The organism is Pseudomonas edaphica, assembly GCF_965277385.1.
GTDB classification, from domain to species: Bacteria; Pseudomonadota; Gammaproteobacteria; order Pseudomonadales; family Pseudomonadaceae; genus Aquipseudomonas; species Aquipseudomonas edaphica.
In genome coordinates, this window is sequence record NZ_OZ255725.1 from 4,693,658 (window position 1) to 4,717,011 (window position 23,354).

Genomic DNA, 23,354 nt, shown 5'->3' on the forward strand with positions numbered 1-23,354 from the left:
AACCTCGCGTATTACACTCAAAGCCATGGAGAGCAAGCATGGCCTACAAAATACACATTCTCGGCGCTGCGGGGGCCGGTACCTCGACCTTGGGCCAGGCTCTGGCCAAACGCCTGGGCGTCGCCTATTTCGACTCTGACTATTTCTACTGGCAACAAACGTCAGAACCTTTCACGGTCGCCCGGCCCAAGGATGAACGCATCCGCCTGTTGCAGGAACAGAGTGCCGGTCTTGAAGGTTGGGTGCTGTCCGGTTCACTGTGCGGCTGGGGCGATGCGATGATCGCGCAGTTCACCCACGTAGTCTTCCTGCGGTTGGACCCACATGTGCGCCTGCACCGCTTGCAACTGCGCGAAGTGCAACGCTACGGCGAACAGATCCTGGAGGGCGGCAGCCGCCACGCCAACAGCATCGCATTCCTGGCCTGGGCCGCCCGTTACGACGGCGGCAACCACAGCCTACGCAGCCTGCGTCGGCATGAAAGCTGGTTGAAACCGCTGACCTGCCCGGTGCTTCGGTTGGACTCTACGCACCATTCGGCTGAGGCGTTGGTGAGTCATTTGATGCCGCTGCTGAGCCCATCAACCGCGAGATGAGGCCAGGTGTCGCGAGCTCGGCAGGGGCGGCTGCAAACTTGCGTGCGCTCATCCCCCAGCCCGGGGCAAACCCTGGAAAAAACACCAGGCCTTCAGCCTCCAGCCGGAACGCGAGGGCTAACCGAGCTTGATCCTCCACCTCACCCAGGCTTTCAAAACGCTGAACCACCTCCACCGCCAGCCCGGCCTGGCGGGCCAGGTCTTCACGGCTCCAGCCCAGCATCACACGGGCCTGTGCGCTGTGTTTGGCGGTGAATTGGTGCAGGACGATCTGCTGTTCTACGAAAGAGCTCATTGCCAGAGAGGACATGGGGTTTCTCCAGGTTCGACGGGGGAAGGCAAACTATACTGTGTTTTTGTACAGTTGTTTGCGCCGTTCATCAACTGGATTTTTTATCGGGGGTTCACTTGCCCTATCCAGAAGGACAGTGGACGTTGCAAAGCTCGCACGCCGATAGCAAGATCTGCGGACCGATTGAGCTGACGAGAGAACGACGCTATGTCTATTTCCGAAAGTGATTGGAAGAAATTCAAAGGCTTGAGGGCATTGGCCCTTGATCGGTTTTGCCTCGGTGTCCTGGCGGATGCCAGGACTATCAGTGAGCACGGTGCCTTGTCCGCTCACGCCCGGTACGGAATGCTGTATGGCGTGATTCATGCCCGCAACAAGGATATGGCCGATATGTTCGACTATTACAGTCGCTCATCAACCTATCCGTGCTTGGCATTGATGGTGCACCATGACCTGTTGACCGACGCCGAGTTGGCAATACTCAGCGAAGAAACGCTTGATGCCATCAGCTATGCCGTCAGGCAGCCTTATGAACTTGAGTGGGTTGAGGAGCAATTGCCCGGCGAGTAAATAGGGCACACTTGGCGTTGATCACTTTGCGCAGGAACACAGTGTGCTGACATTTAATTGCTCACAAGCTGGCAGCGACTTTTTCAGCCGTATTCACAAGGGTAAGAAAATTACCCCAGTTGAAAAACCACCGATACCGAGCGCCGAGGGTCTTGCGCTGCACACAGACCCTAACCAGTGGCTGGTCCATGCGGCAATAGTTAAGCGTAAGCATGTGCTGGTGGCGACGCATTTGAAGACGCGCTATAGCATGCTGTTCTTCGATATGAAAAAGGCCGATGACGCGGGTTTTGTGAAGACATTTGCCCATCGCTGGATCGATGGCGTGATGAATGTAGCGCTGAAGTGTGGCGTGCTGGACATACTCTCGCCGTCCGTTTGTGATCCGCTGCTGAGCGGCTTGGGGAGCACTTATTGCTTGTACCAGCGCAGCGACCGCAGCAGCCAGGGCCAAATCAATGAAATCCTGCGCGTGTTTAAATGGGACGCTGAAGGTTTCGACTTTGTGAAGCAGCCGTGGAGTGCGAGACGCTATGACGAAGCCATCAATCGTACACCCAGAACCATTCCCGGGATAAAGGGCTATGGTTGGCCAGAGGAAGAAATGCTGATTCACTGGCTGACAGCATTTGGCGGGATAGACGCGGCCACCGCCCGAGCTGCACGCGAACAATACCGGCAAGCTCAGCGATCACGCGCCCTTGCCTAATGCTCCTGCATTCCCGGTGCCTCACGAATGATCAAGTGGTCCAGGTTCTCGATATTGGCGCTGAACACCCCGAATGTCTGCTCGGGGTTCTTCTTGCTCGGCACCTGTTTGAGCGCCGGCGTCACGCCGTAAAAGAAGCAATACAAGGCCCGTTCGCTACTGGCGGCCGCCTTGATCTGCTCCAGGAACGCCGTGCGCTTGCGGTAGTTCTCGATGAGTTTTTTGCTCAGGTAGACGTTCACCGAGTAGGGTTTTTTGTCGAGCCACACCTTTTTTTCGAAGTCGATGCGAAAGCTGCTGGTGTAATCCTTGATCGCTTTGATCTTGCCCCAGTAGATCAGGCCTTTGTTGTCCTGCAGGTATTCGATTTTCTTGAAAAACGTCCAGTAGGTCGCGGTGTGCTCACCCACCTTCAGCGGCATGGACTTGAGCTTGTCCTTGTCGTCGATATTCGACACATAGCACTCGACCGGGTGTGCGAAGACGCTGGTTTTGTCCGGGGTTGTGTCGCCGCTGATGTGGGATGAACGGGTACTTGTCGAAGGCGCCTTCGCCGAATCTTGTGGGGCTCTTCCCTCGCTGCCGACAAGCGCAGTGTTGCGCTCGTACTGACGCCGCGTCAGTACAAATTCGGATGGGAAGTTGTCCTCGCGCTCGTCGTCGCTTTCACCCGTTGCAGACTTGTGCGTGCTGGCATAGCGGCAGCCGTCGATATGCCGGGTGCTGGTCTTGTTCTTGAAATGCGGCGTGCGCTGATAATTGACGTTTTTAGCGTTGAACGTGCTCAGCGTATTGCCCGTTTCGAATGCTGCGCGGCATTCATCGTTGGGGCACAGGAAGCTGTCCTTATCGGAGTCGAAGTCGGCGGTTTCGTCGAAATTCAGGTCTCGAACGTCGTAGATCGACAGCTTGTCGTCGAGACTCAGGCTGTAGGCCGTGTCGAATTTCATGGGGCTCGGGTCCGTGAGATGAATGGCTGGATACTACGCAAATACCAGAGATTACGGAGAGCAAAATGTGGGAGCTGGCTTGCCAGCTCCCACCTTAGATAAGCGGTGTGCCAGCTACACGGCGGCCGCTCAAGAAACACAAAGTGCCGCCCATCGCAGTCAGTGCACCCAACGCATAGAACATGCTGGTCGGCGCAGCGTTGATCAGCAAATAGCCGCAAATAACCGGGCTCATCGCTCCGCCAAACGCCGCCAGGTTTTGTGCGCCGTAATAACTGCCGCGCAATGCGTCTGGGGCGATGGTGTCGATAAACAGGAATTCCGACGGGTAAATGATCATCTCGCCCAAGGTAAACACGAACATTGCCAGGCACCACGTGAGCAGACTGTGAGCCTGGCTGAAACCGACCAGCCCGGCAATGAACAGCAACGTGCCCAGCACGATCCAGTAACGCAACTGTTCGCGCTTGAGAAACCGGCCAATCTGGTACTGCATCACAATCACCGTAATGGCGTTGCAGGCCAGCACAGCCGACAGAATCTTCAGCGCCTCGGCGGGTTTGTAGGCCACCAGCAGAAACTGCGACAGATACAGGGTGTAGCGCCCGTGGACGATGGTGCTCAACAGGCTGCCACTGGTGAACAGGATCAGCGTGCGGTCGCTGCGCAACGTGCGCAGCGTGCTAAGGAAGCTCAAGGGTTTGTGGCTGTCATCGCGTTGGGTCGGTGGGATGCCGATCATCAGGAACAGGCTGCCAAACGCAATGGCGCTGGCGATCAAGAACGGCGCCAGTTGCATATGCCCGGCAATCACTACACCGATCATCGGCCCAGTGGCGTAGCCAACGTTGGTCAGGGTGTAACGCAGGGAAAACACCTTGGCGCGATCACCCACGGGCAGGTTCTCGCTGATGATGGCTTTGGAGCCAATCAGGAACAGCGCCGAGGCGGCTTCGGTAATGACCAGGGTCAGGGTGGTGAGATAGAGGTTGCTGGCGAACGTCAGCAACAGAAAACCGATGGAGCTGGAGAGCATGGCCAGGATCAGCAGCTTGCGCTTTTCCAGGCGGTCGATGATGTAGCCGCCATACAGGCCCAGCAACGTGGCGATAAACACGGCAATGCCCATCAACAGGCCGATGTCCTGCTGGTTGAGGCCCAGTCGGGTACTCAAGAGCAAGGCCAGCAAGGGGCTGGTCATCGCGCGGCTGACCACGATGGTCACCGAGCAGATCATCAGGCGGCGAATTACCAGGGAATAGGTGGCCACGGTGGGGGCGAGCGTCCTTGTTATTGCTTCAAGACAACACAGATCAACTGTGAAAACAGCTCAACTGTGAACACAGAACCAATGTGAACACAGAGCTAATGTGGGAGCTGGCTTGCCTGCGATAGCGGTGGGTCAGCTTGAGTATTTCTCACTGGCCCACCGCTATCGCAGGCAAGCCAGCTCCCACATTCTAGATCGTGTATTTACTGGCCCGCATTGATGGAGATTTTTTCCACCGCACCCTGCTCCAGATCCCACTTCTTGAGGATCTTGCCGTAGGTGCCATCATCCACCATGCCCTGCAGCGCTTCACTGATCGCCGTCACCAGCTCAGTGTTGCTCTTCTCAATCCCCAGCCCCGTGAACTGCTTGGAAATCGCCAGGCCCACCGGCTTGTACTTACCCTTGTCCAGCGCCATCAGATAAGGAATGGTCTCGCTGCCCTGCATCGCCGCATCCAGACGGTTCTGCTGCAACTGCGCGCGCGCATCTGCCGAGCCTTCGGTGCCGATCACCACAATGGCTGGCTTACCGGCCGCTTCGCAGTTTTCCTTGCTCCATGCGGCAATCTCCGACGGCCAGGTGGTACGGCGGCTGGTGCCGACTTTTTTACCGCACAGGTCAGTCAATGCCTGAAGGTCTTCACGCTTGGCCAGGGTGTACAGCTGCGGGCCACTGGTGAAGTAGTCGATGAAGGTCACGGCCTTCTGGCGTTCGGCGGTGTCGCTCATGCCCGACAGCACAATGTCGACGCGCTTGGTGGTCAGGCCGCTGAGCATCTGCTCGAAGCCGGTTTCCTGCCATTTGATCTTCACACCCAGGCGCTCAGCCAGGGCATTGCCCAGGTCAAAGTCCAGGCCGGTGAGTTTATTGGTGGCGGTGTCCTTGAAATCCATCGGCGGGTAGTTCGGCACGATGGCCGCGCTGATCTCGCCTTTTTCCTTGATTGCTGCCGGCAATGCCGCCAATACACAGGTGGAGGCCATCAGGCCTGCGAGCAACGTGGGGATAAACAATTTTTTCATGGGGGCGTTCTCGTTAGTTTTTTAGTTAAGTGCGAACGGCAGAAATAAAGCTTTGGGTACGCGGGTTTTGTGGGCTTATTAGAATTTCTTCGGGGCTGCCGGCTTCCACAATCTGGCCAGCGTCCATAAACACCATGCGGTTGGAGACTTCGCGGGCGAAGCCCAACTCATGGGTGACCACGATCATGGTCATGCCGGTGGTAGCCAAATCACGCATCACCGACAGCACTTCTCCCACAAGCTCCGGGTCGAGGGCTGATGTGGGTTCGTCGAATAACATCAACTTGGGGCGCATCGCCAAGGCGCGAGCAATAGCCACACGTTGTTGCTGACCGCCGGACAATTCCACCGGGTATGCATTGCGCTTGTCCGCCAGACCCACGCGGGCCAGCAACTCCAGCGCATCTTCGATGGCTTCCTTGGGCGAGCGCTTGAGCACCTGCACCGGGCCTTCGATGATGTTCTGCAACACGGTCATATGCGGGAACAAATTGAAACGCTGGAACACCATGCCGGTGGCCAGGCGCTGGCGGGCAATCTGCGATTCATTCATCTCATGCAGCTTGTTGCCCACCACCCGGTAGCCGACCAGCTCGCCGTCGACCCACAGGCCGCCCTTGTCGATTTTTTCCAGCTGGTTGACGCAACGCAGCAGGGTGCTTTTACCCGAGCCGGACGGGCCGATGATGCACATCACTTCGCCTTGCTCGACCTCGATATTGATGTCGCGCAGCGCGTGATACTGGTCGTAATACTTGTTCAGGTTGACGGCCTTGACGATGCTTCTCATGGGGCAAATCTCCTCAACCCAAACTTACGAACGCTTGCCGGCGCCGCGGGCAAAACGACGCTCGAGGCGGCTCTGACCAAATGAAAGAACAGTCACCACCGCCAGGTACCAGATGCCGGCCACAATCAGCAGCTCCATGACCCGCGCGTTGGCGTAGTAGATGTTTTGCGCGTTGTGCAGCAGCTCCGAGTACTGGATCACACTCGCCAGGCTGGTCATTTTCACCATGCTGATGAACTCGTTGCCTACCGGCGGAATGATCACCCGCATGGCCTGCGGCAGAATTACCCTACGCAGTGCTTGCAGGCTCGGCATGCCGATGGACTTGGCGGCCTCATACTGGCCCGTGTCGACCGAGAGCAAACCGGCGCGCACCACTTCGGCGGTGTACGCGCCCTGGTTGATGCTCAGGCCAAGCAGGGCGGCCACGAACGGCGTCATCAGGTCGACGGTGTCGATGCTGAACACGCCGGGAATCGCGATCACCGGGAAAATCAGCGCCAGGTTGAACCACAGCAGCAACTGCAAAATCAGCGGCGTACCGCGGAACAGCCAGGTGTAAGTGATGGCCACATAACGCAGGATCGGGTTGGCCGACATGCGCATGATCGCTGTGATCACCCCGATCACCACACCCAGCGCCATTGCCAGGATCGACATGACGATGGTGTTCACCAACCCCCAGAGGATGGCCTCAGACGTGAGGAACTGGCCGATGTAGGACCACTCGATCTGGCCATTGGCAAATGCGCGCAACAATGCGGCCAGGGCGATCACGATCAACGTGGCAAAAAACATCCGCCCGTAATACCGCCGCGGCACATGCTCGTACTGCGTGATATCGAACTGGTTCTCGGACAACTTGCGCTCGGCTTCCAAGCGCTCCGCCGGGGTTTGGTTCATGCTGACTCTCCAAAAACTGATAACGCTACTGCGGATGTACTCGGTCTAATGTGGGAGCTGGCTTGCCTGCGATGGCGCCAACCCTCACACCACAAATCCTAAATTCTGAACCCCTGATAACGCTCAGCCCATTGTTGCTGAGCCGCCAACGCCAGCTTCAACCGCCCAATCTGCTCCCTAACCCGCTCCGGCGCCGTGCCACCCCAGCCACTGCGCGCCGCAATCGCGGCCTCCAGGGTTAGGCACTCACGCACCTCAGGCAGCAACCGAGCATCCACCTCTGCCAACATCGCCGGCGAGGCTTCCCACAACTCAATCTCATGCTTCTCACAGGTCTGCACCAACGCGCCGGTAATCTCATGCGCCTCTTTAAACGGCACACCACGAGTGGCCAACCAATCCGCCACCTCGGTCGCCAAGGTGAAGCCCATCGGCGCCTGGCGTCGCAGTTCTTCGACCTGCACCTGCATGGTCGCCACCATCCCGGCCATCGCCGGCAGCACCAGCAGCAAGGTGTCGACGCTGTCCAACACGCTGTGTTTGTCTTCACTCAAATCGCGGTTGTACGAGAGCGGCAACGACTTGAGCGTCGACATCAACCCGGTCAAGTTGCCAATCAAACGCCCAGCCTTGCCCCGCGCCAGTTCGGCAATGTCCGGGTTCTTTTTCTGCGGCATGATCGAGCTGCCGGTGGCGTAGGCATCGTCCAATACCACCCAGCGAAATTGCCGCGAAGACCACAGGCAAAACTCCTCCGACAGCCGCGAAATATTCACCCCGAGCATGCCCGCCACAAACAGAAACTCCGCCACATGGTCACGGCTGGCCACGGCATCAATGGAGTTTTCGCACGGCCCGGTGTAGCCCATCTCCTTGGCCGAATGCTCAGGCTGGCGTGCAATTGCGGAACCGGCCATGGCCGCCGCACCCAACGGCGACAACGCCGTGCGCGCATCCCAATCCACCAGGCGCTGCACATCACGCAACATCGACTGGGCGTGGGCCAACAAGTGATGGGCAAACACAATCGGTTGCGCCTGCTGCAAATGGGTAAAGCCCGGGCAAATGCTTTCGATGTGTTGCTCAGCCTGCTCCACCAACGCCTGCTGCAAACTCAACACCTCGGTGGTGATGGTGCGCGCATGGTCGCGCAGGAAAAGGCGCAGGTCATTGGCGGTCTGATCGTTACGCGAACGCCCGGCGCGCAACTTGCCGCCCAAGGCGCCCAGGCGCTCGGTCAATACGCGTTCGATAAAGGTGTGCACGTCCTCGTCATCCAGGGTTGGATGCAGGCGCCCGGCGGCGAAATCCTCACCGATACGGTCCAGGGCCTCAAGGGTACGCAAGGTCTCCGACTCATCCAGCAAACCGGCGCGCTGCAACTCACGGGCATGGGCACGGGAGCCGGCCAGGTCGTAGGGCGTCAGGCGGAAATAGCGCTCGGGGCAGCGGGACAACGCCGCCAAGGCAGCAGACGGACCGGTCTTGAAACGCGCGCCCCAAAGGCGATCGGTGGGCTGGGACATCGGTATTCCTCACGCTTGTTTTTAGAAGAGTCGGAGGCAGTAAAAATAAGATTTCAACTAGACTGAACCAGCGTCTGACGCGCCGTATTCAAGGTTGCCAAGGGCGGATGTTTATGTTCATTATCGCCGCCTGGCTATGTTCAAGGATTGGGTTGCAGCCTGTTGAATATGGCACTTGAGGTCAACGCGTATTATGGAAACCCCACTTTCCACTTCTGGAAACATGCCGCCAAAACCCGGCACACGACCGCCGCTGCAACTGAGCGGGCTGGACTTCAAACTGCTGCGCGTGTTCATGGCCGTGGTCGAAGCCGGCGGCTTCAGCGCCGCGCAAAACGAGCTGAACGTGGGCCTGGCGGCCATCAGCAAACAGATCTCCGACCTTGAAATTCGCATTGGCATGCGCCTGTGTACGCGGGGCCGCGAAGGGTTCGGCCTGACCGAAGAAGGCAAGTTGGTGTATCAAGCGTCCATCGAGTTATTTACCTCGGTAGACAGTTTTCGCGACAAGCTTAGTTCGGCGCAAAACGAGCTTATTGGTGACCTTAGTGTCGGCGTAATTGATAACACCGTCTCCGACGTTAATTCGCCGCTAATTACCGCGTTAGGGAAACTACACAGCGAATCGCCAAAAATTAGATTGCGCCTACATGCCTCGCAACTCGACGAAGTTGAACGCGGCGTGGTGGAAGGGCGGCTGATCGTCGGCATCGTGCCGGTGTACCAGCGCCGCGAAGAATTCGACTACTTCCCCCTCTACGAAGAAAAAGCCCACGCCTACTGCGCCGTAGGACACCCGCTGTTCCACGCGAGCGACATCACCCCAGACGTGCTGCGCCAATACGAAGTGGTCAACCACCGGTACGCGATCCACCGCGACAAAGTCAACTTCGTCACCTACGACAGCCAGTCTGCCTCGGCCTCACAGGTGGAAGCCGTCGCCATCCTGATCCTCACCGGCCGCTTCTTAGGGTTTTTGCCGGAACACTACGCCGCGCCATTGGTCAGGGAAGGGCGCCTGCGCGTGCTGTGCCCGGAACACGTCCACCTGAGCACCGCCTTCAACCTGATCCTGCGCCACAACGCGCCGAGAAGCCCGATGGTGAAAGCCTTTGCAACAGCGCTGGGCGTGGACCTGAAGACGCCGGCCTAAGCCTCAACAATGTTCAAATGTGGGAGCTCTCGAGCCCCAGCGAGGCTGCGAACGGATCGACTCGGTCAACCTGCCAAACCCATTTACCTGCGTCACCTCTCAGTAAGCCATTAACGTTTTTGGCGCGAAGAGTGAATTTTTTATAAAATTCAAATGCTCTTTGGTGTTTTCGTGAATGCAGGGTATGACCAGCGGTTCGACCCGTAACGAAATGTATATCCCGTTGACATATCCAGGCTGTGGTGTAGCGTTGCGATATTAAACGATCACTAGAGGTAGGCCATCATGGACCAAGGTTCTGTATTCCAAAGCAACCGCAGCCAAGCGGTACGTTTGCCAAAAGCTGCTGCCATGCCGGACGATGTAAAGCGCGTAGATGTTATCTCTATCGGAAGAGCCAGAATCATCACCCCAGCCGGTGAGTCATGGGACAGCTGGTTTGATGGCGAGGGGGGCACGCCTGACTTCATGACCGACCGCGAGCAACCAGCGGAACAAGAGCGGGAATCTTTTTAATGCTCAAGTTCATGCTAGATACCAACATTTGCATCTTCACCATCAAAAACAAACCCCAACAGGTGCGTGAAACCTTCAAAAGGCACCATGGCCAACTGGGTATTAGTACAGTGACCCTGATGGAGTTGATTTACGGTGCTGAAAAATCAGCTAACCCGGAGCGAAACCTCGCCGACGTAGAAGGGTTTGCTGCGCGCCTGGAGGTTTTAAAATACGACCAAGACGCCGCGATACATACTGGGCAGCTTCGCGCAGAGCTGGCTAGAACGGGTACTCCGATAGGTCCCTATGACCAGATGATCGCCGGGCATGCCCGTTCGCAGGGTCTGATTTTGGTCACGAATAATCGACGCGAGTTCGACCGCGTGCCAGGATTGCGGGTAGAAGATTGGGTGTGAGCTGACCTCTTGGCACCCATGCTAAGTGCGTCCAGCCTGACGCCGATCAACCTGTGGGAGCTCTCGAGCCCCAGCGAGGCAGCGATAGGATCGCCTCGGTCCACCCGCCGACCCCACCCACCCGCATCACCGCTGCAACTTGGCGCGCTTCTTCTTCGAATGAAAATGCCGAAAATGCGCATCCTGCGCCGCCGCCAACAACTCCCGATCCCCACGCGTATCGCCCCAGGCCCGTAGCCGATACTCGCCCAAATCCCCATACACCGCCTCAAGCCGCAGCACCTTGTTCTCACAACGGCAATTATTCCCCGTGAGCTTGCCCGTCAACACGCCGTCGACCACCTCAAGCTCAGTGCCAATCAATTTGATCCCCAGCCGATTCGCAAACGGCTGCAACACCAACGCCGGCGACGCCGAACACAGCGTCACCACCGCCCCGGACTTCACCTCATCTTCCACCGACTGCAAGCCCTTGGGACGCATCAACTTGGTCCAATAACGCTGGCAATACGCCTCAGCCTGCTGCTGCACCCACGCCTTCTCCACGCCCGTCATAAAGGTGCGGATCAACTGCGCCTTCAACTCATCCCGGCTGATCTGCTGCAGCAAAAAGCGCAGCCCCGGCACGGCGAGTTTGACCATCCGGCCATAGAACTCGCCGGGGCCAAAGGCGAATTTGAGGAAGGGCACGAAACTGTCGTGGTGGGTGAGGGTGCCGTCGAAGTCAAAGACGGAGAGTACTTTGGCGTCGATGGGGCCGGCTTCGAGCATGTCTGGGTTCACGGGTGGTCCTTGATCGTTTGAAGCGGTTCTCATAACCGTGTGACTGGTGCCCACTGCATGGGTTCAGGTGGATAACGGCTATGCAGTTCAGATCAGCCAGATAGTGATCTTGTGCTTCTACTGGCGATGATCAAGGGAGTTTACCCGGTCGGGCATAGGAATGAACGTCGTGAGGTATCCGGCATTGTTACAGCGCGGATTGGGAAAGGTGTGTTTGTGGTCCGTCTGAGCGTCAGCCCGGACGGACTATTCTTGAGGGTTCAGCGTGTCGAATGGCTTGATGGCTGGAAATACTCTGCCATCTTTTGAAACCAAGTCTTGCTCGGCGGCGCGCGTCGGCGAGTCCGGTTGAGCAGTAGATATGGCATATCTCGTAACCGAATCCAGCCTTCATCCTGCCAATGCAGAAGGCTCAACGACATTTCGGGCCAATCAAGCAAGCTCAGCATTGGACGATCTGTAGGTCGTGGTTGATGCTTGTCACGCAATGTCGGGACCACTTGATGGGTAAGCCATTCACGCAACAGGCGATGTCCTGGTGAGTAGTGATAAACCAGCAATGCATACACCCCGGATTCGCTGATCATCAGCATGTTTTCAGGCTGACCGTGGTAGCAGATTTCCAGCGTTTGCCGCTGATCCTCATCGAGCTTGCTGACCATTCGTTCATGCAGATACAGCCCCATCAGGCGACCAAGGTCGCGAGCACAGAACCATGGCTGGTTCTCCAGTAGCAGGGCGTGCATTTGCAGGTTTTGGCGGGTGAAGACGGTAGGTTCATACATGGCACACCTCCGGCTTGGAGGGTGTTTGAGATGTGGTGCGGGTACTGCGAATGACCTTCGCAGATGATGCAAAGTATCCAGGCATTTCCGTTACCTCTGGTTGCTTTCTTAGGGCAGGCGTTATGGGTGTCGGGAGCTAAGAAACCCACCAGAGACGGGCCGGACATATTCCCCTTTCGGGTCTTGTATTCGCCCACTCCCGACATAACGGGGATTTTTCACAGGCGTAGAGAAACCGCTGGCAAAAAAAGCCGCATGGCTGTCGGGTGCGGAGGGCCGCTCTGGTTGAGGCGTTTCTTAGGCGCCGAGTTGAGAGGGTAGGTGGGCGGGTGGAGGTGGTCAAGCTTCCAAGATTATTCATTCTGTTTCAGTGGTGACGTGCTGACTATCGAGCTTGAGGTCGATCATTTTTTGGATTTCAGTTCGCAGAGCATCTTTGTTTTTTGTATGGCATTCCCAGATGATCGATACGCGCCAACCTGCTGCTTCAAGCTCTTGCTGAGCCTTCGCATCTCTCTCAACGTTTTTAGCGAGCTTAGGTAGCCAAAAATCTAATCTGCTTTTGGGTGTGTACGCGTATTTACATCCTAGGTGTCTATGCCAGAAGCAGCCGTGTACGAATAAACACAGCCGGTGCTTCGGGAATACAAGGTCAGGCGTTCCCGGTAAATTTTCCCGATGTAGACGATAGCGAAGCCCCAGCTCATGGCATAGCGATCGAACAGTCATTTCGGGCTTGGTATTTTTCCCCTTAATCTTTGACATGTTTTTAGAGCGTTGTTTTGGGGTGACGATGTCTGTACTCATTCAAGGTTCGCCTGATGAAAAACTCTTTTTAGCCTACCATCGGCATCTTGTCCTAAATTTGGGTACCGCCTTGGAAAATGGTCCTAGGTATCGTAATGGCATGCCTTGGATTACTACGTTACCCCTGCTCTTCCTTTACGTGTTGGTGACAAGGGGATATTGTGAGTGGCAATGCGCCATTTCCAGCCTGTTGGTGAGTTTTCACGCAAGTGATTCCTTACCCTTTCATATCAAATTCGGCCGTCTTTCGTAGATGTTATCTTAAGGTCAGCTTGAGTTAGCAAGTCTTAGAAAATTGGATATAGACAAGGAGTCGACCCTGAAATCAGATATACGCAGCCATCTCATTTTCCGAGCCATTTTTTCGAAAACGACGTATGAGACGGGCGCGTGGGCATGTGGGGTGTTCAGTGGCTAAGCTGAACCCTCTATTACGCATGGCGGTCATTGCTGGTGTCGAGGTTGCTGTCAAACTCCACATAGCGCGGGGCGATGATCTTGATGCTCCTGATGCTGGAGGCGCGACCCCCCTAATGTTGGCGTCTGCCCGAAAAAAAGCGGGAGTTGTACAGCTACTGCTGACCGCTGGAGCGCAGACCGATTTGCTGGATGCGGACGGTAAGGATGCACTCGCATACGCGGAGAAGGGTGGATGTGCGCAATGTATTTCATTGTTGAAGGACGCTTTTAGTAGTAACCGCCAATTAAATGAAACCTACGCATATGACGAAGTTTTGCCTCAGGCCATTGCGGAGCTGGAGGCACCCTTTCCTTCGTTGCTCGTGAGTGACTCTTCGTATCACGAAGCTAAAGAAGAAAAAACTGACCTGATAAGTCACGTCGATGGCTTATTTGAGCCTGAGCCTCACCGAATTCTTGATGCCGCTATCCACGGTGAGGTCTCTGTTCTTTACGCGCAGGAGAATATAGTCGTAATTGTCGAGGAGGATGCGCTCTCGAATTTCATCGAGATCGACGACGAGCCCTTGGATTTTGGATTCGAAGGCGATTGGGTGGCGGAGGCCGAAGCGACTCCTCCGGCGGGGGACGTAACAGTTGCGAAAACAATTAGCGTAATCCAAGAAACCATAGGTCGGCACAAGGCAATCGACACCGATATTGAATGGGACGATATCGCGCTGTTTCTTCCAGAAAGGGCGCGTCCCCTCACGGATGAAAATGAAGGTATCCGTGGTTTGATACTCCGGGGGCTGCGCGAAGGTACTGTTTCGGAGGCTGCTCTAATCGATATTTGTCGAGGAGCTGACATCTCACATAGTCGTGATGAAGAAGCTGAACGTCTGCTGAGTTTTGTTTTAGGTGACCTCGGCATAGTGACCGATCAATGGATAGGATTTTCCGAGCAGGCAGATCTTCTCGATCCTACAACTGAAGAAGAAGTAAGGCTTTCAGAGGCTTTGGAGTTCGTGGACGACCTTGCATCAGGTCGTAACGAGCCGCTTAGATTTTACGCGAGGGGCCTAAAGAAAGACCTACTCCTAGCCGCAGAGGAGATCTCTTTGGGCCGCGAGATGGAGGACGCAAGAAACCAAGCACTAGATGCCCTATCTTGCTGGCCCCGAGGTCTGAGTGCCATTTTCGACGCAGCTGAAAAGGTAGCCCGCGCAGAGGTAGGTCATGAGTTTTTCACCTCAGGTCATGATCTTGTTAGAGAGGGCGTTGGGGACGAGAGCTCAGAAGATGTGTCGTCTGTTGGTAATGTTATGGCCGAGGACAATGAGTTCGGACTCGACTCGGAAGCGTCTGCGTTTGTAGTAGCGGTGTCAGCGGCGCGCTCCGCCAGTAATGATTCCATAAGGGTTCGTGAGGCGCTTGCGGCCGCCTGTCTTAATCGGTGCTTCCTGCTTGAACTATCGAGGATGCCTGATTGCGATTCGGCTTTCTCCTCAGCAATTCGACGCGGAGAGGTGGCACGGGAGAGGATGATTCTTTCCAACCTTCGTCTAGTGCTCTCTATAGCCAAAAAGTACCTTTGGTCCGAACTTCCTTTTGATGATCTCGTTCAGGAGGGCAATCTAGGTCTTATGAAGGCCGTTGAGCGCTTTGACTGGCGCAAGGGTTTCAGATTTTCCACTTATGCTACTTGGTGGATTCGTCAGCATATTTCGCGCGCAATCTCTAATACTGAGCGCGCGATCCGGGTGCCCGTCCACATGCAAGATTTGGCAAGGAGCACTTTGCATGAGCGAGACGAGTTCGAGGCTAAGATCGGGCGTCCTGAAACTGAGCGTGAGACATCACTTCGAACGGGAATACCTCTCGATAAGCTCAAGCTCCTTTTGACTGTTTCAGAGAAAGTTAGCAGCTTGGATGCGCATCTTGAAGGCGCATCGGCACCCTTGCTCGATTTCCTCCTCGAAGAGGAGTCATCGGACCCGGCGATCACTGTAGAAGCAGCCTCTCTTCGAGCTCTTATGCTCGAAATCATTGGCGAACTTGATGACCGCTCGGCCGAAGTCATAACTCTTCGTTTCGGTTTCGGTTTGGATTTAGACGAGCCCATGACCTTGGAAGAAATTGGTCTAAGATTCGATGTAACGCGTGAGCGGATTCGACAAATCGAGTCGAAGGCACTTAAAAAATTACGTCACCCTGTCAGAATGGCAAGGCTAGCTGTGTACTTGGGCGACTACTGGGATTTAAAGGAAGCCCCTTGTCCGGAATACCGATCAGAGGATCTGGCAGTTCAAGATACTAAGAGCGCTAGTGCTGTCGAGCCTCATCGACCGGTCCGCGAGAATATAGAGTGTATTCAGCCGGTTTTTAGTAAGCATCCGAGTTCGGAGTCTCTGGTAGCGATGGGCTCCGCTCAACCAAGTATCCAGTTAACCAATCTTTTGAATGAGGCCAAGGCTCTTGGTCTTAGTGTTGAGGTGGGAGATTCGGACGATCGTCGGATTCGCGTATCACTGCCGGCACTGCCGGATGCGCAGGTTCGCAGAGTTGCCCGCAAAATGGTTGATATTGGTTTCACACTTCTTACTGGAACTACTTACGTCAAATGAACGAGCGCACTAGGTATGCCCCGCCCCGAGCCGATGCAATGCTGGAAGCCCTACGTGGTCTCGGATACTCGACCGCTGCTGCTTTGGCTGATGTTATTGATAACGGTGTCTCTGCCGGTGCGTCAGAAGTTCATGTGACGTTTGAGTGGGATGGAGAGAGAAGTCGAATTTCTATATTGGACAACGGACGAGGCATGCACGATGCGGAGTTAGAAGCGGCAATGACGCTTGGTGTTAAGAATCCTCTCGATGACCGTGCGCCTAGTGATCTTGGTCGTTTTGGGATGGGCTTAAAAACCGCTTCCTTTTCGCAGTGTCGCTGTCTCACTGTTGCGTCTAAGCGGATAAGTGGTCCAGTTTCTTGCTTACGTTGGGATCTCGATGCTATTGCGGCATCGACGGACCTTGGATGGAGGATGTTTGAAGGGGCCGCCCGTGGATCCGAAGCTTTTGTTAACCCGGTCAATACGCTTCAGTCCGGAACATTAGTTCTCTGGGAGCGGCTGGATCGTATCGTCACTCCTGGCTATACGCTCGATCACTTCGCCGACTTGGTAGACGATATCGAATTGCGTCTGGCCATGGTATTCCATCGTCTGTTGGAAGGGGCGGATCCAGTGTTTCGACTGTTCCTTAACGAAAAGCTCGTTAGTCCGTGGGACCCGTTTATGACTGGGCATGCTGCGAAGCCGTGGCATTCTCCCGTCGCTCGAATCCTCACGCCGTCTGGCCTCCTAGAGGCTCAATGCCACGTTCTACCACACAAAGATCGGCTTTCCGAAGATGAGTTTCGCAAAGCGGGGGGAGCGGAGGGGTGGACCTCTCAACAAGGTTTTTACGTATATCGAAATCACCGTTTGCTTCTGGCTGGTGGTTGGCTTGGGTTGGGGCAGGGACGAGCATGGAACCGAGAGGAGCCGCACCGGCTTGCCAGAATTAGGTTGGATATCCCTAATACTGCTGATTCCGCCTGGAAGATTGATGTGAAGAAGTCCACGGCCCGCCCTCCCGTAACTGTGCGTCCTTGGCTTACTAAGTTGGCCGAGGACACGAGAGGAAGAGCTAGGAGAGTATTCGCTTTTCGTGGCACGCCGACGCTCGGACCTGGAGGTCTTAAGATTGAGCAGGAGGCCTGGCGTGTCGACAGACTCAAGGATGGTGTCCGCTACTGCATTGACGAGAGGCATCCTGCGGTGGCTGCGGTAATTGATGCTGTTGGCGGTAATGCAGGCCTTGTTCGGGCCATGCTACGCGTCGTTGAGGAAACGGTACCTGTACAGCGGATATGGCTGGACACCGCAGAGAACAAAGATACTCCACGTACCGGGTTTGATGGCGAACCCAACGCTGCGGTGATTGAGGTTGCAAGTGTACTATTTAATGACTTGATTGAGCGTAAGGGACTAAGCGTCGAAGAAGCTCGCAAATCGATGCTAAGGACCGAGCCATTTCAAAAGTTCCCAAAACTGATCGCTAAATTAGGGGAGAGCGAATGACCTCAGCGGAAGAGATAGCAGCGCAAGTGGAACTGCTGGAAAATGTTATCGCTACAGCGCAGCGGCTTGTTAAGGCGGAGAAGGACAAGTCCAAAATTACCCCAACCCTCATTGCTGAGAAAGTGCGGCTTGCAGCGACAATGTTTGCTGGCGATTCACCTCATGTCGTGGATGAGGGAAAGGCCGTTGTCACACTGATTCAACGTTTTAGCCACTGGATCGGTAAATCGACAACGCTTAAAGACAACGCTGGCCACTTTGATTGGTTGACTGCTGCGCGCAAACGTGATTGGCAATACTGGCGGCGTTACGGGGACTTTTTGGAGTCAAAACTTTCCGATACGGTAGTTGAAGGGCTTGATGAGGCTACCGACGATATCTTAAGCCTGTTGGAGGATCCGCAACGGGGAGATGATTGGGATAGAAGGGGACTTGTTGTTGGGCACGTGCAGTCCGGAAAAACAAGCAACTATTCTGGGCTCATTTGTAAAGCGGCTGATGCGGGCTACAAGATAATTATCGTCCTCGCCGGCATGCACAATAATCTTCGCTCGCAGACCCAAATTCGCTTGGAGGAAAGTTTCCTAGGCTACGAGACAACCATCGACCGCGATCCGGGCATGCCGATCGGTGTCGCTGAGTTCGGCGAAGATCTGAAAACTAACTCTGCGACCACTCGTGCTGAAAACGGGGATTTCAGCAACGCCATCGCAAGGCACTTCCATGGCATCTCCCCTGAAGAGAGACCCTGGCTCTTTGTGGTGAAGAAGCAGAAGACAGTTTTAACCGCCTTGTTGGCTTGGATACAGAAGCGCGTGGCTGACAGCACTGATGCAAGCACCGGACGAAAGCTCGTAACGAAACTTCCTTTACTGATGATCGACGACGAGGCAGATAACGCCTCGGTCGATACAGGTGAGCAGGTGTTCAACGACGATGGCACACCCGACGAGGAGCATCAGCCCAAAACGATCAATCGCCTGATCCGCCAATTATTGCACTCGTTCTCGCGCAAAGCTTATGTTGGATATACGGCCACACCTTTCGCCAACATTTTCATTCATCACAAAGGCGCTACGGCTAAGGAGGGGCCTGACCTCTTCCCTAGTTCTTTCATAATCAATTTGGCCGCGCCCTCCAACTATGTGGGCCCCGCGCGCATGTTTGGCAAGATGACTAAGGATGGGCGTAAGGGCGCTCTTCCTCTTTCTCGGAGCATTGCAGATCACTACGACCCGGAGAAAGGAACCGGGTGGATGCCGCCGAAGCATAAGAAAATACATGTCCCTACCTATAAAGGGGAGGAGATTATTCCCCCTTCACTGCAAGAGGCGATATGCGCCTTCGTGTTGACCTGTGCGGTTCGAGAACTACGCGGCCAAGGTGGGCAGCACAACTCCATGTTGGTTCACGTCACTCGTTACGTAGACGTACAAAATCATGTACGCGAACAGATCGAGACGGCCGTGCGCCGCATGCGTCAGAAGATAACTCGTGGCATTGGCGCTCAAGAACAAATAGATGAATTGCGTAGGCTCTGGGATGAAGATTTCCTCCCTGTCCGAGACCAAGTTGCAGAACTCTCCCCAGTCGAGGATCGGCCGCCAACAATGCCAAGTTGGGACGACGTCCTTGCAGTTCTACCTGATGTTCTGGATGACATCGAGGTCCGCTCGATTAATGGAACGGCCAAGGATGCACTGGATTATGCGACACCCGGCGCGGTGCTCAAGGTGATAGCCGTCGGCGGAGACAAGCTTGCTCGCGGCCTGACTCTGGAGGGGCTGTGCGTGAGCTACTTTGTGCGTACGACGAAAATGTACGACACGCTTATGCAAATGGGACGCTGGTTTGGCTACCGCCCTGGTTACCTTGATCTTTGTCGCCTCTACACTTCACCCGATCTGGTGAAGTGGTTTGGCCACATTGCTGATGCGTCGGAAGAATTGCGTGACGAGTTCGACTTTATGGCTGAAGCAAAGCTGACGCCGGAGCAGTACGGGCTCAAAGTAATGTCACACGAGGTACTTACTGTCACCTCACCGTTGAAAATGCGGAACGCGCAGACGCTCTCGTTGACATACAGCGGGACACGACCACAAACCATCCTCTTCCATCGTGATGCCAAGATTCAGCAACAGAATCTCGATGCTGTCGATACTTTGGTCGGGGCACTCGGAAAGCCGTGGTCGGATTCGCCGAAGTATGGCCGAGATGGCGATCAGGACTCATGGCCAAGCGCACGTCTCTGGAAGGACGTAAGCGTCTCCAAGGTTCTAGAATTCCTCGGCTCTTATGCGACTCATCCGAATGCCACCAGCGCCAAGGCTTTACTGCTGTCGGAATTCATAACCAAGATGGTCAACACAGGGCAATTGAGAAATTGGAGCGTTGCACTGCTCGGGGGCGGTGCCGGCGAGGGAGATGAGCACGTCTTCCCTGGTGGCGCTCCATCGAGTAGCTACTCCATTCGCAAAACCGAGGACCCTGTCGATCCTGAGAAGGTTGACCCTAAGAGTTTTGCCATTGGTGTTCTCACAGATCCTAAAGACGAAGGCATCGACTTAAACGATGACGTATGGCGAGAGGCTTTGGCACTCACCCGCGCAGCTTGGAAGCCTGAGCCTTCGCGTGGTCGAACCTCTTTGCCGAGCTTCCCGAGTGGTAAAGGTATCCGCGAAGCACGTAGGAAGCTTGGCGGGGACTCGGACTGCGGGGTGCTTTTGTTATACCCGCTAACTCCTTACTTCTATAAGGATAAGGTAACGCCTGAGCGACTCATAGTCCCTGGGTGGAAGAAGCCTATTATGGCTTTCGCCATCGCGTTTCCCAGCAGTGATCACTCGATAAGTGTGGAATACGAAGTTAACCTCCTCTACTGGATGCAAGAATATGGCCCGTCCGAATGAAGAGTTCCTGCTGGCCTGGTCTTCTCTTTCCGGAAATGACCCCATACCAGGCTGGCAAGCTATTTCTCTCGCTTCTGCGGGCCCGGTCGCGGTCCAAGCTGGCCGGCGTTCGCCAGCCAATGTTGAAGCGATATTATTCTGCTTTCCGACTGCAAAGTTAGCTCGTGCCGAAAAACTGCCCGAGGGGCAGGGCTTTTTGATCGAGAGAGCTGATCCCGATAGCTATGGCGGGCTTAGATTAGCGCTGACTCGACAAGAAGCCGGAAGCACCGAGCTTTTCGCTGCAATGGTTCACGATATTGTCGGCGCTTTAGATGACATCGCTGCTACTGGCGCTGACGAAAATATGTTGTTACGGGTTTTGATTGGTCGAGTAGTTGCTTGGAAGCAGTTCATGTCACGAGGTGCGAATCCTCTCAGTCCTGAGGCGGAACTCGGTCTCATGGGAGAGCTCAACTTTATGCACGATCTTTTAGAGTCAGGAGTACCCGCGGAGGAGATGCTTCGAGGCTGGGTGGGACCTGATGACGCCCCGCAAGATTTTTTGTTGGGCGACGGGGCAGTTGAAGTCAAAGCCACGATGTCCTCCTCTGGTTTTTCCGTGAAAATAGCCTCCCTTGAGCAGTTGGACGACTCCGTAGCATCGCCTTTATTTCTCTCTGCCGTGCGTTTTTCGCGTGAGGAGGGCGGATTCACTCTTCCCAAGATGATTTCCGAGACTGAGCTGAAACTAGGTGGGGATCTAAGAATGGTCAACCTTTTTAGGGAAAGGCTGATGGTCTCCGGTTACTTCGAAGGCCACTTCGGCCATTACACACGAAAGTTCGAGTCGAAGGAGAAGCATATTTTCTCTGTCACTGAGGGCTTCCCGAGGTTGACTCCGGGAATAGTCACCATGGGAGTCGTGCGAGCCCTTTACGAAATAAATCTGGACCATGCCGGAGCGTTCATCTCGGACCTCGGCACGGCTCTGAAATTACTAGGAGTAATTAAGGATGACGCTTGATGATTTCTTCGCCGAAACTAAGGGCGAAATAGCGGCCCTGATGTCCGATGGCGCACCCTTCGGCGAACTCGTTTTTTCAGAAGTGGTTATGCAGCACCTTGTTGATGCTGGAATGACTTTCGATCCTGTGGTCTGTCACTTTCAGGGGAAAGTAGGCAATGCGAATTTGCGTTTGAGTGGCTATGCCATGTCTGAAGACGCTGATCAGCTTGACCTATTCGTAAGTTTGTACGAGGGCTTTGAAGGCCTCAGTCCAATTTCTGACCAAGACATCAAGACTGCAGCGGCTCAATGTGTCCGTTTCTTAGAGCTCTGTGCGGCCGGACGTATTGCCGAAAAACTCGATCCATCAAGCGATGTCCATTCTTTAGCATTGACGATTCGAGAAATTTACGACGGACTTGAACAGGTTCGTGTTTACGTACTTACGGATGGGATAGCGAAGTCGAAGAGCTTCAAAGCGCGAGATGTTGGCGGCAAGCAAGTTAAGCTAGAGGTCATGGATATCGAGCGGCTTTACCGTCATCGTTCAGAGGGTAAACCTCGGGACGAACTTGTCGTTGACTTCAATGAAGTGTCTGGCTCTCCACTGCCATGTGTTTTCGTACCTGGGGAAACTGGAGATTATGACTACGCACTTACCGCTATACCAGGCGAAGCGCTTCGGTTTGTTTATGAGAAATTTGGCCCACGTTTGCTTGAGGCGAATGTGCGTTCCTTCTTAAGCGTGAAGGCGAAGGGCGTGAATGCGGGCCTTCAGAGTACATTGAGAAACTCTCCGGAACGATTCATGGCATATAATAATGGCATCGTATTGGTTGCTGATGAGATGCGTCTTGATCGCACCGCAGATGGGGCGCCGGGGATCTCATGGTTACGAGGCATGCAAATTGTTAACGGAGGTCAAACTACTGCTTCAATTTTCTTCGCAAAGAAAAAATACGCAGATACAGATTTGAGCAAAGTACGCGTTCCGGCAAAAATTATTGTTATGAAAGAGCAGGATCCTGCAAAAGAGGAGGCTCTTGTCTCGGACATTTCGCGTTACGCTAATAGTCAAAACGCTGTTCGGCAGTCAGATCTATCCGCTAATAAGCCGTTTCATGTTGATATTGAGCGTTTGTCTCTTTCTGTTTATTGCCCCGATGGTATGGGTCGATGGTTTTATGAGAGAGCAGCGGGCAGTTACAACACTCTTCTTGCTCGTGATGGTGTCACCCCAGCAAAGCTCCGCGCCCTAAAGGAGTCGGTACCAACATCGAGAAAAATTACGAAAACTGAATTGGCGAAATATTTTATTGCTTGGGATGGACATGCTGATGTTGTCAGCCTCGGTGCGCAAAAATGCTTTGATCGATTTATGTCTCGTATGACTGAGATGGAGGCTGATGGGGCAACATTCGCTCCGGATGTTACATACTTCAAAGCCATTGTCTCGAAAGCTTTGCTATTTAAAGCAGTACACAAAACGGCGCGACCATTGGTTCCAGCCTTTCTCGCAAACGTTGCTGCTTATACTGTTGCCTTAATTTCCCTTGTTTACGGTGATTCCTTTAACCTTGATCGTATTTGGACTAGGCAAGGTATTTCGCCTCAACTCATTAAGCAAATAGAAATCTGGGCTCGGGAAGTTAATGATCGTCTTCATGAGACTGCAAGTGGCAGGATGATTTCCGAATGGGCAAAGCGACCAGAATGCCGAGAAGCTATGTTTTCCCGGCCGTTCTCTCCTCCATTTACAGATATTCCTGAGGCTCTCTGACATCCCGGCTCACAGAAAGTGCTCGTGATGTAGGGGCACCATTTTATTAGTAAACATGGCGAAGAGGATTCGTCGATGTTTC

At 54.6% G+C, this 23,354-nt stretch carries 21 protein-coding genes; 11 read left to right on the forward strand and 10 right to left on the reverse strand.

What is annotated here, in order from left to right; translation table 11 throughout:
* The first annotated feature begins 38 nt into the window (after positions 1–38).
* On the forward strand, positions 39–596 hold the full coding sequence (locus ACQY47_RS21400) for an AAA family ATPase (RefSeq protein WP_428551634.1): 558 nt from the start codon (positions 39–41) through the stop codon (positions 594–596).
* On the opposite strand, the gene ACQY47_RS21405 is transcribed toward ACQY47_RS21400, so the two are convergent.
* Positions 526–906 (reverse strand): XRE family transcriptional regulator, encoded by a 381-nt coding sequence (locus ACQY47_RS21405; protein ID WP_428551637.1) that lies wholly within the window; start codon positions 904–906, stop codon positions 526–528. The genes ACQY47_RS21400 and ACQY47_RS21405 overlap by 71 nt on opposite strands.
* Before the next feature lie 189 nt (positions 907–1,095).
* On the opposite strand from ACQY47_RS21405, the gene ACQY47_RS21410 reads away from it, so the two are divergent.
* Together ACQY47_RS21410 and ACQY47_RS21415 are read left to right on the forward strand one after the other, a co-directional pair.
* The gene (locus ACQY47_RS21410; RefSeq protein ID WP_017137865.1) at positions 1,096–1,458 is read left to right on the forward strand and encodes a hypothetical protein; all 363 of its coding nucleotides are present in this window, start codon (positions 1,096–1,098) and stop codon (positions 1,456–1,458) included.
* 43 nt (positions 1,459–1,501) lie between these two features.
* Entirely contained in the window at positions 1,502–2,167 is a 666-nt protein-coding gene (locus ACQY47_RS21415) for a DUF6933 domain-containing protein (protein WP_099550482.1), read from the forward strand.
* Here the strand turns inward: ACQY47_RS21415 and ACQY47_RS21420 are convergent.
* From ACQY47_RS21420 to argH, 6 genes are all read right to left on the reverse strand, one after another.
* The gene (locus ACQY47_RS21420; RefSeq protein ID WP_428551641.1) at positions 2,164–3,117 is read right to left on the reverse strand and encodes a hypothetical protein; all 954 of its coding nucleotides are present in this window, start codon (positions 3,115–3,117) and stop codon (positions 2,164–2,166) included. The genes ACQY47_RS21415 and ACQY47_RS21420 overlap by 4 nt on opposite strands.
* 94 nt (positions 3,118–3,211) lie before the next feature.
* Entirely contained in the window at positions 3,212–4,387 is a 1,176-nt protein-coding gene (locus tag ACQY47_RS21425) for an MFS transporter (RefSeq protein WP_058422241.1), read from the reverse strand.
* Positions 4,388–4,590: 203 nt separating this feature from the next.
* Entirely contained in the window at positions 4,591–5,412 is an 822-nt protein-coding gene (locus ACQY47_RS21430; protein ID WP_395600680.1) for an ABC transporter substrate-binding protein, read from the reverse strand.
* A gap of 25 nt (positions 5,413–5,437) precedes the next feature.
* The gene (locus ACQY47_RS21435) at positions 5,438–6,202 is read right to left on the reverse strand and encodes an amino acid ABC transporter ATP-binding protein (protein ID WP_017134648.1); all 765 of its coding nucleotides are present in this window, start codon (positions 6,200–6,202) and stop codon (positions 5,438–5,440) included.
* A gap of 24 nt (positions 6,203–6,226) precedes the next feature.
* The gene (locus ACQY47_RS21440; protein ID WP_105695533.1) at positions 6,227–7,105 is read right to left on the reverse strand and encodes an amino acid ABC transporter permease; all 879 of its coding nucleotides are present in this window, start codon (positions 7,103–7,105) and stop codon (positions 6,227–6,229) included.
* Between the two features lie 98 nt (positions 7,106–7,203).
* A complete protein-coding gene (gene argH / locus ACQY47_RS21445) occupies positions 7,204–8,631 on the reverse strand; it encodes an argininosuccinate lyase (RefSeq protein WP_428551648.1) in 1,428 nt (475 codons plus the stop codon).
* Between the two features lie 193 nt (positions 8,632–8,824).
* On the opposite strand from argH, the gene ACQY47_RS21450 reads away from it, so the two are divergent.
* The 3 genes from ACQY47_RS21450 to vapC all read left to right on the forward strand — a co-directional run bounded on the left by ACQY47_RS21450 (position 8,825) and on the right by vapC (position 10,698).
* Positions 8,825–9,784, forward strand: coding sequence for a LysR family transcriptional regulator (locus tag ACQY47_RS21450; RefSeq protein ID WP_428551651.1), 960 nt, complete (start codon positions 8,825–8,827; stop codon positions 9,782–9,784).
* 285 nt (positions 9,785–10,069) lie between these two features.
* A complete protein-coding gene (vapB, locus tag ACQY47_RS21455; RefSeq protein ID WP_428551654.1) occupies positions 10,070–10,300 on the forward strand; it encodes a type II toxin-antitoxin system VapB family antitoxin in 231 nt (76 codons plus the stop codon).
* Positions 10,300–10,698, forward strand: a complete 399-nt coding sequence (gene vapC / locus ACQY47_RS21460; protein ID WP_428551657.1) for a type II toxin-antitoxin system tRNA(fMet)-specific endonuclease VapC — start codon at positions 10,300–10,302, stop codon at positions 10,696–10,698. The genes vapB and vapC overlap by 1 nt, the downstream gene beginning before the upstream one ends.
* Before the next feature lie 126 nt (positions 10,699–10,824).
* Here the strand turns inward: vapC and ACQY47_RS21465 are convergent, their stop codons facing one another.
* The 3 genes from ACQY47_RS21465 to ACQY47_RS21475 all read right to left on the reverse strand — a co-directional run bounded on the left by ACQY47_RS21465 (position 10,825) and on the right by ACQY47_RS21475 (position 13,073).
* Complete coding sequence (locus ACQY47_RS21465) at positions 10,825–11,469, reverse strand: HAD-IB family hydrolase (RefSeq protein ID WP_099550488.1); 645 nt, start codon at positions 11,467–11,469, stop codon at positions 10,825–10,827.
* 272 nt (positions 11,470–11,741) lie between these two features.
* Complete coding sequence (locus ACQY47_RS21470) at positions 11,742–12,266, reverse strand: BRO-N domain-containing protein (RefSeq protein WP_428551660.1); 525 nt, start codon at positions 12,264–12,266, stop codon at positions 11,742–11,744.
* A 357-nt stretch (positions 12,267–12,623) separates the two neighbouring features.
* Positions 12,624–13,073, reverse strand: coding sequence for a very short patch repair endonuclease (locus ACQY47_RS21475; RefSeq protein WP_428551663.1), 450 nt, complete (start codon positions 13,071–13,073; stop codon positions 12,624–12,626).
* Between the two features lie 410 nt (positions 13,074–13,483).
* Here ACQY47_RS21475 and ACQY47_RS21480 point away from each other — a divergent pair, with 410 nt between their 5' ends.
* From ACQY47_RS21480 to ACQY47_RS21500, 5 genes are read left to right on the forward strand one after another with little or no spacing between them, the layout of a single operon-like run.
* Complete coding sequence (locus ACQY47_RS21480; protein WP_428551666.1) at positions 13,484–16,099, forward strand: sigma-70 family RNA polymerase sigma factor; 2,616 nt, start codon at positions 13,484–13,486, stop codon at positions 16,097–16,099.
* A 38-nt stretch (positions 16,100–16,137) separates the two neighbouring features.
* Entirely contained in the window at positions 16,138–17,595 is a 1,458-nt protein-coding gene (locus ACQY47_RS21485; RefSeq protein ID WP_428551669.1) for an ATP-binding protein, read from the forward strand.
* Complete coding sequence (locus tag ACQY47_RS21490) at positions 17,592–20,504, forward strand: Z1 domain-containing protein (protein ID WP_428551672.1); 2,913 nt, start codon at positions 17,592–17,594, stop codon at positions 20,502–20,504. Before ACQY47_RS21485 ends, ACQY47_RS21490 begins: the two co-directional genes overlap by 4 nt.
* The gene (locus tag ACQY47_RS21495; protein WP_428551675.1) at positions 20,488–21,510 is read left to right on the forward strand and encodes a PD-(D/E)XK motif protein; all 1,023 of its coding nucleotides are present in this window, start codon (positions 20,488–20,490) and stop codon (positions 21,508–21,510) included. The genes ACQY47_RS21490 and ACQY47_RS21495 overlap by 17 nt, the downstream gene beginning before the upstream one ends.
* Positions 21,500–23,272, forward strand: a complete 1,773-nt coding sequence (locus tag ACQY47_RS21500; protein ID WP_428551678.1) for an AIPR family protein — start codon at positions 21,500–21,502, stop codon at positions 23,270–23,272. Before ACQY47_RS21495 ends, ACQY47_RS21500 begins: the two co-directional genes overlap by 11 nt.
* Positions 23,273–23,354 lie beyond the last annotated feature (82 nt).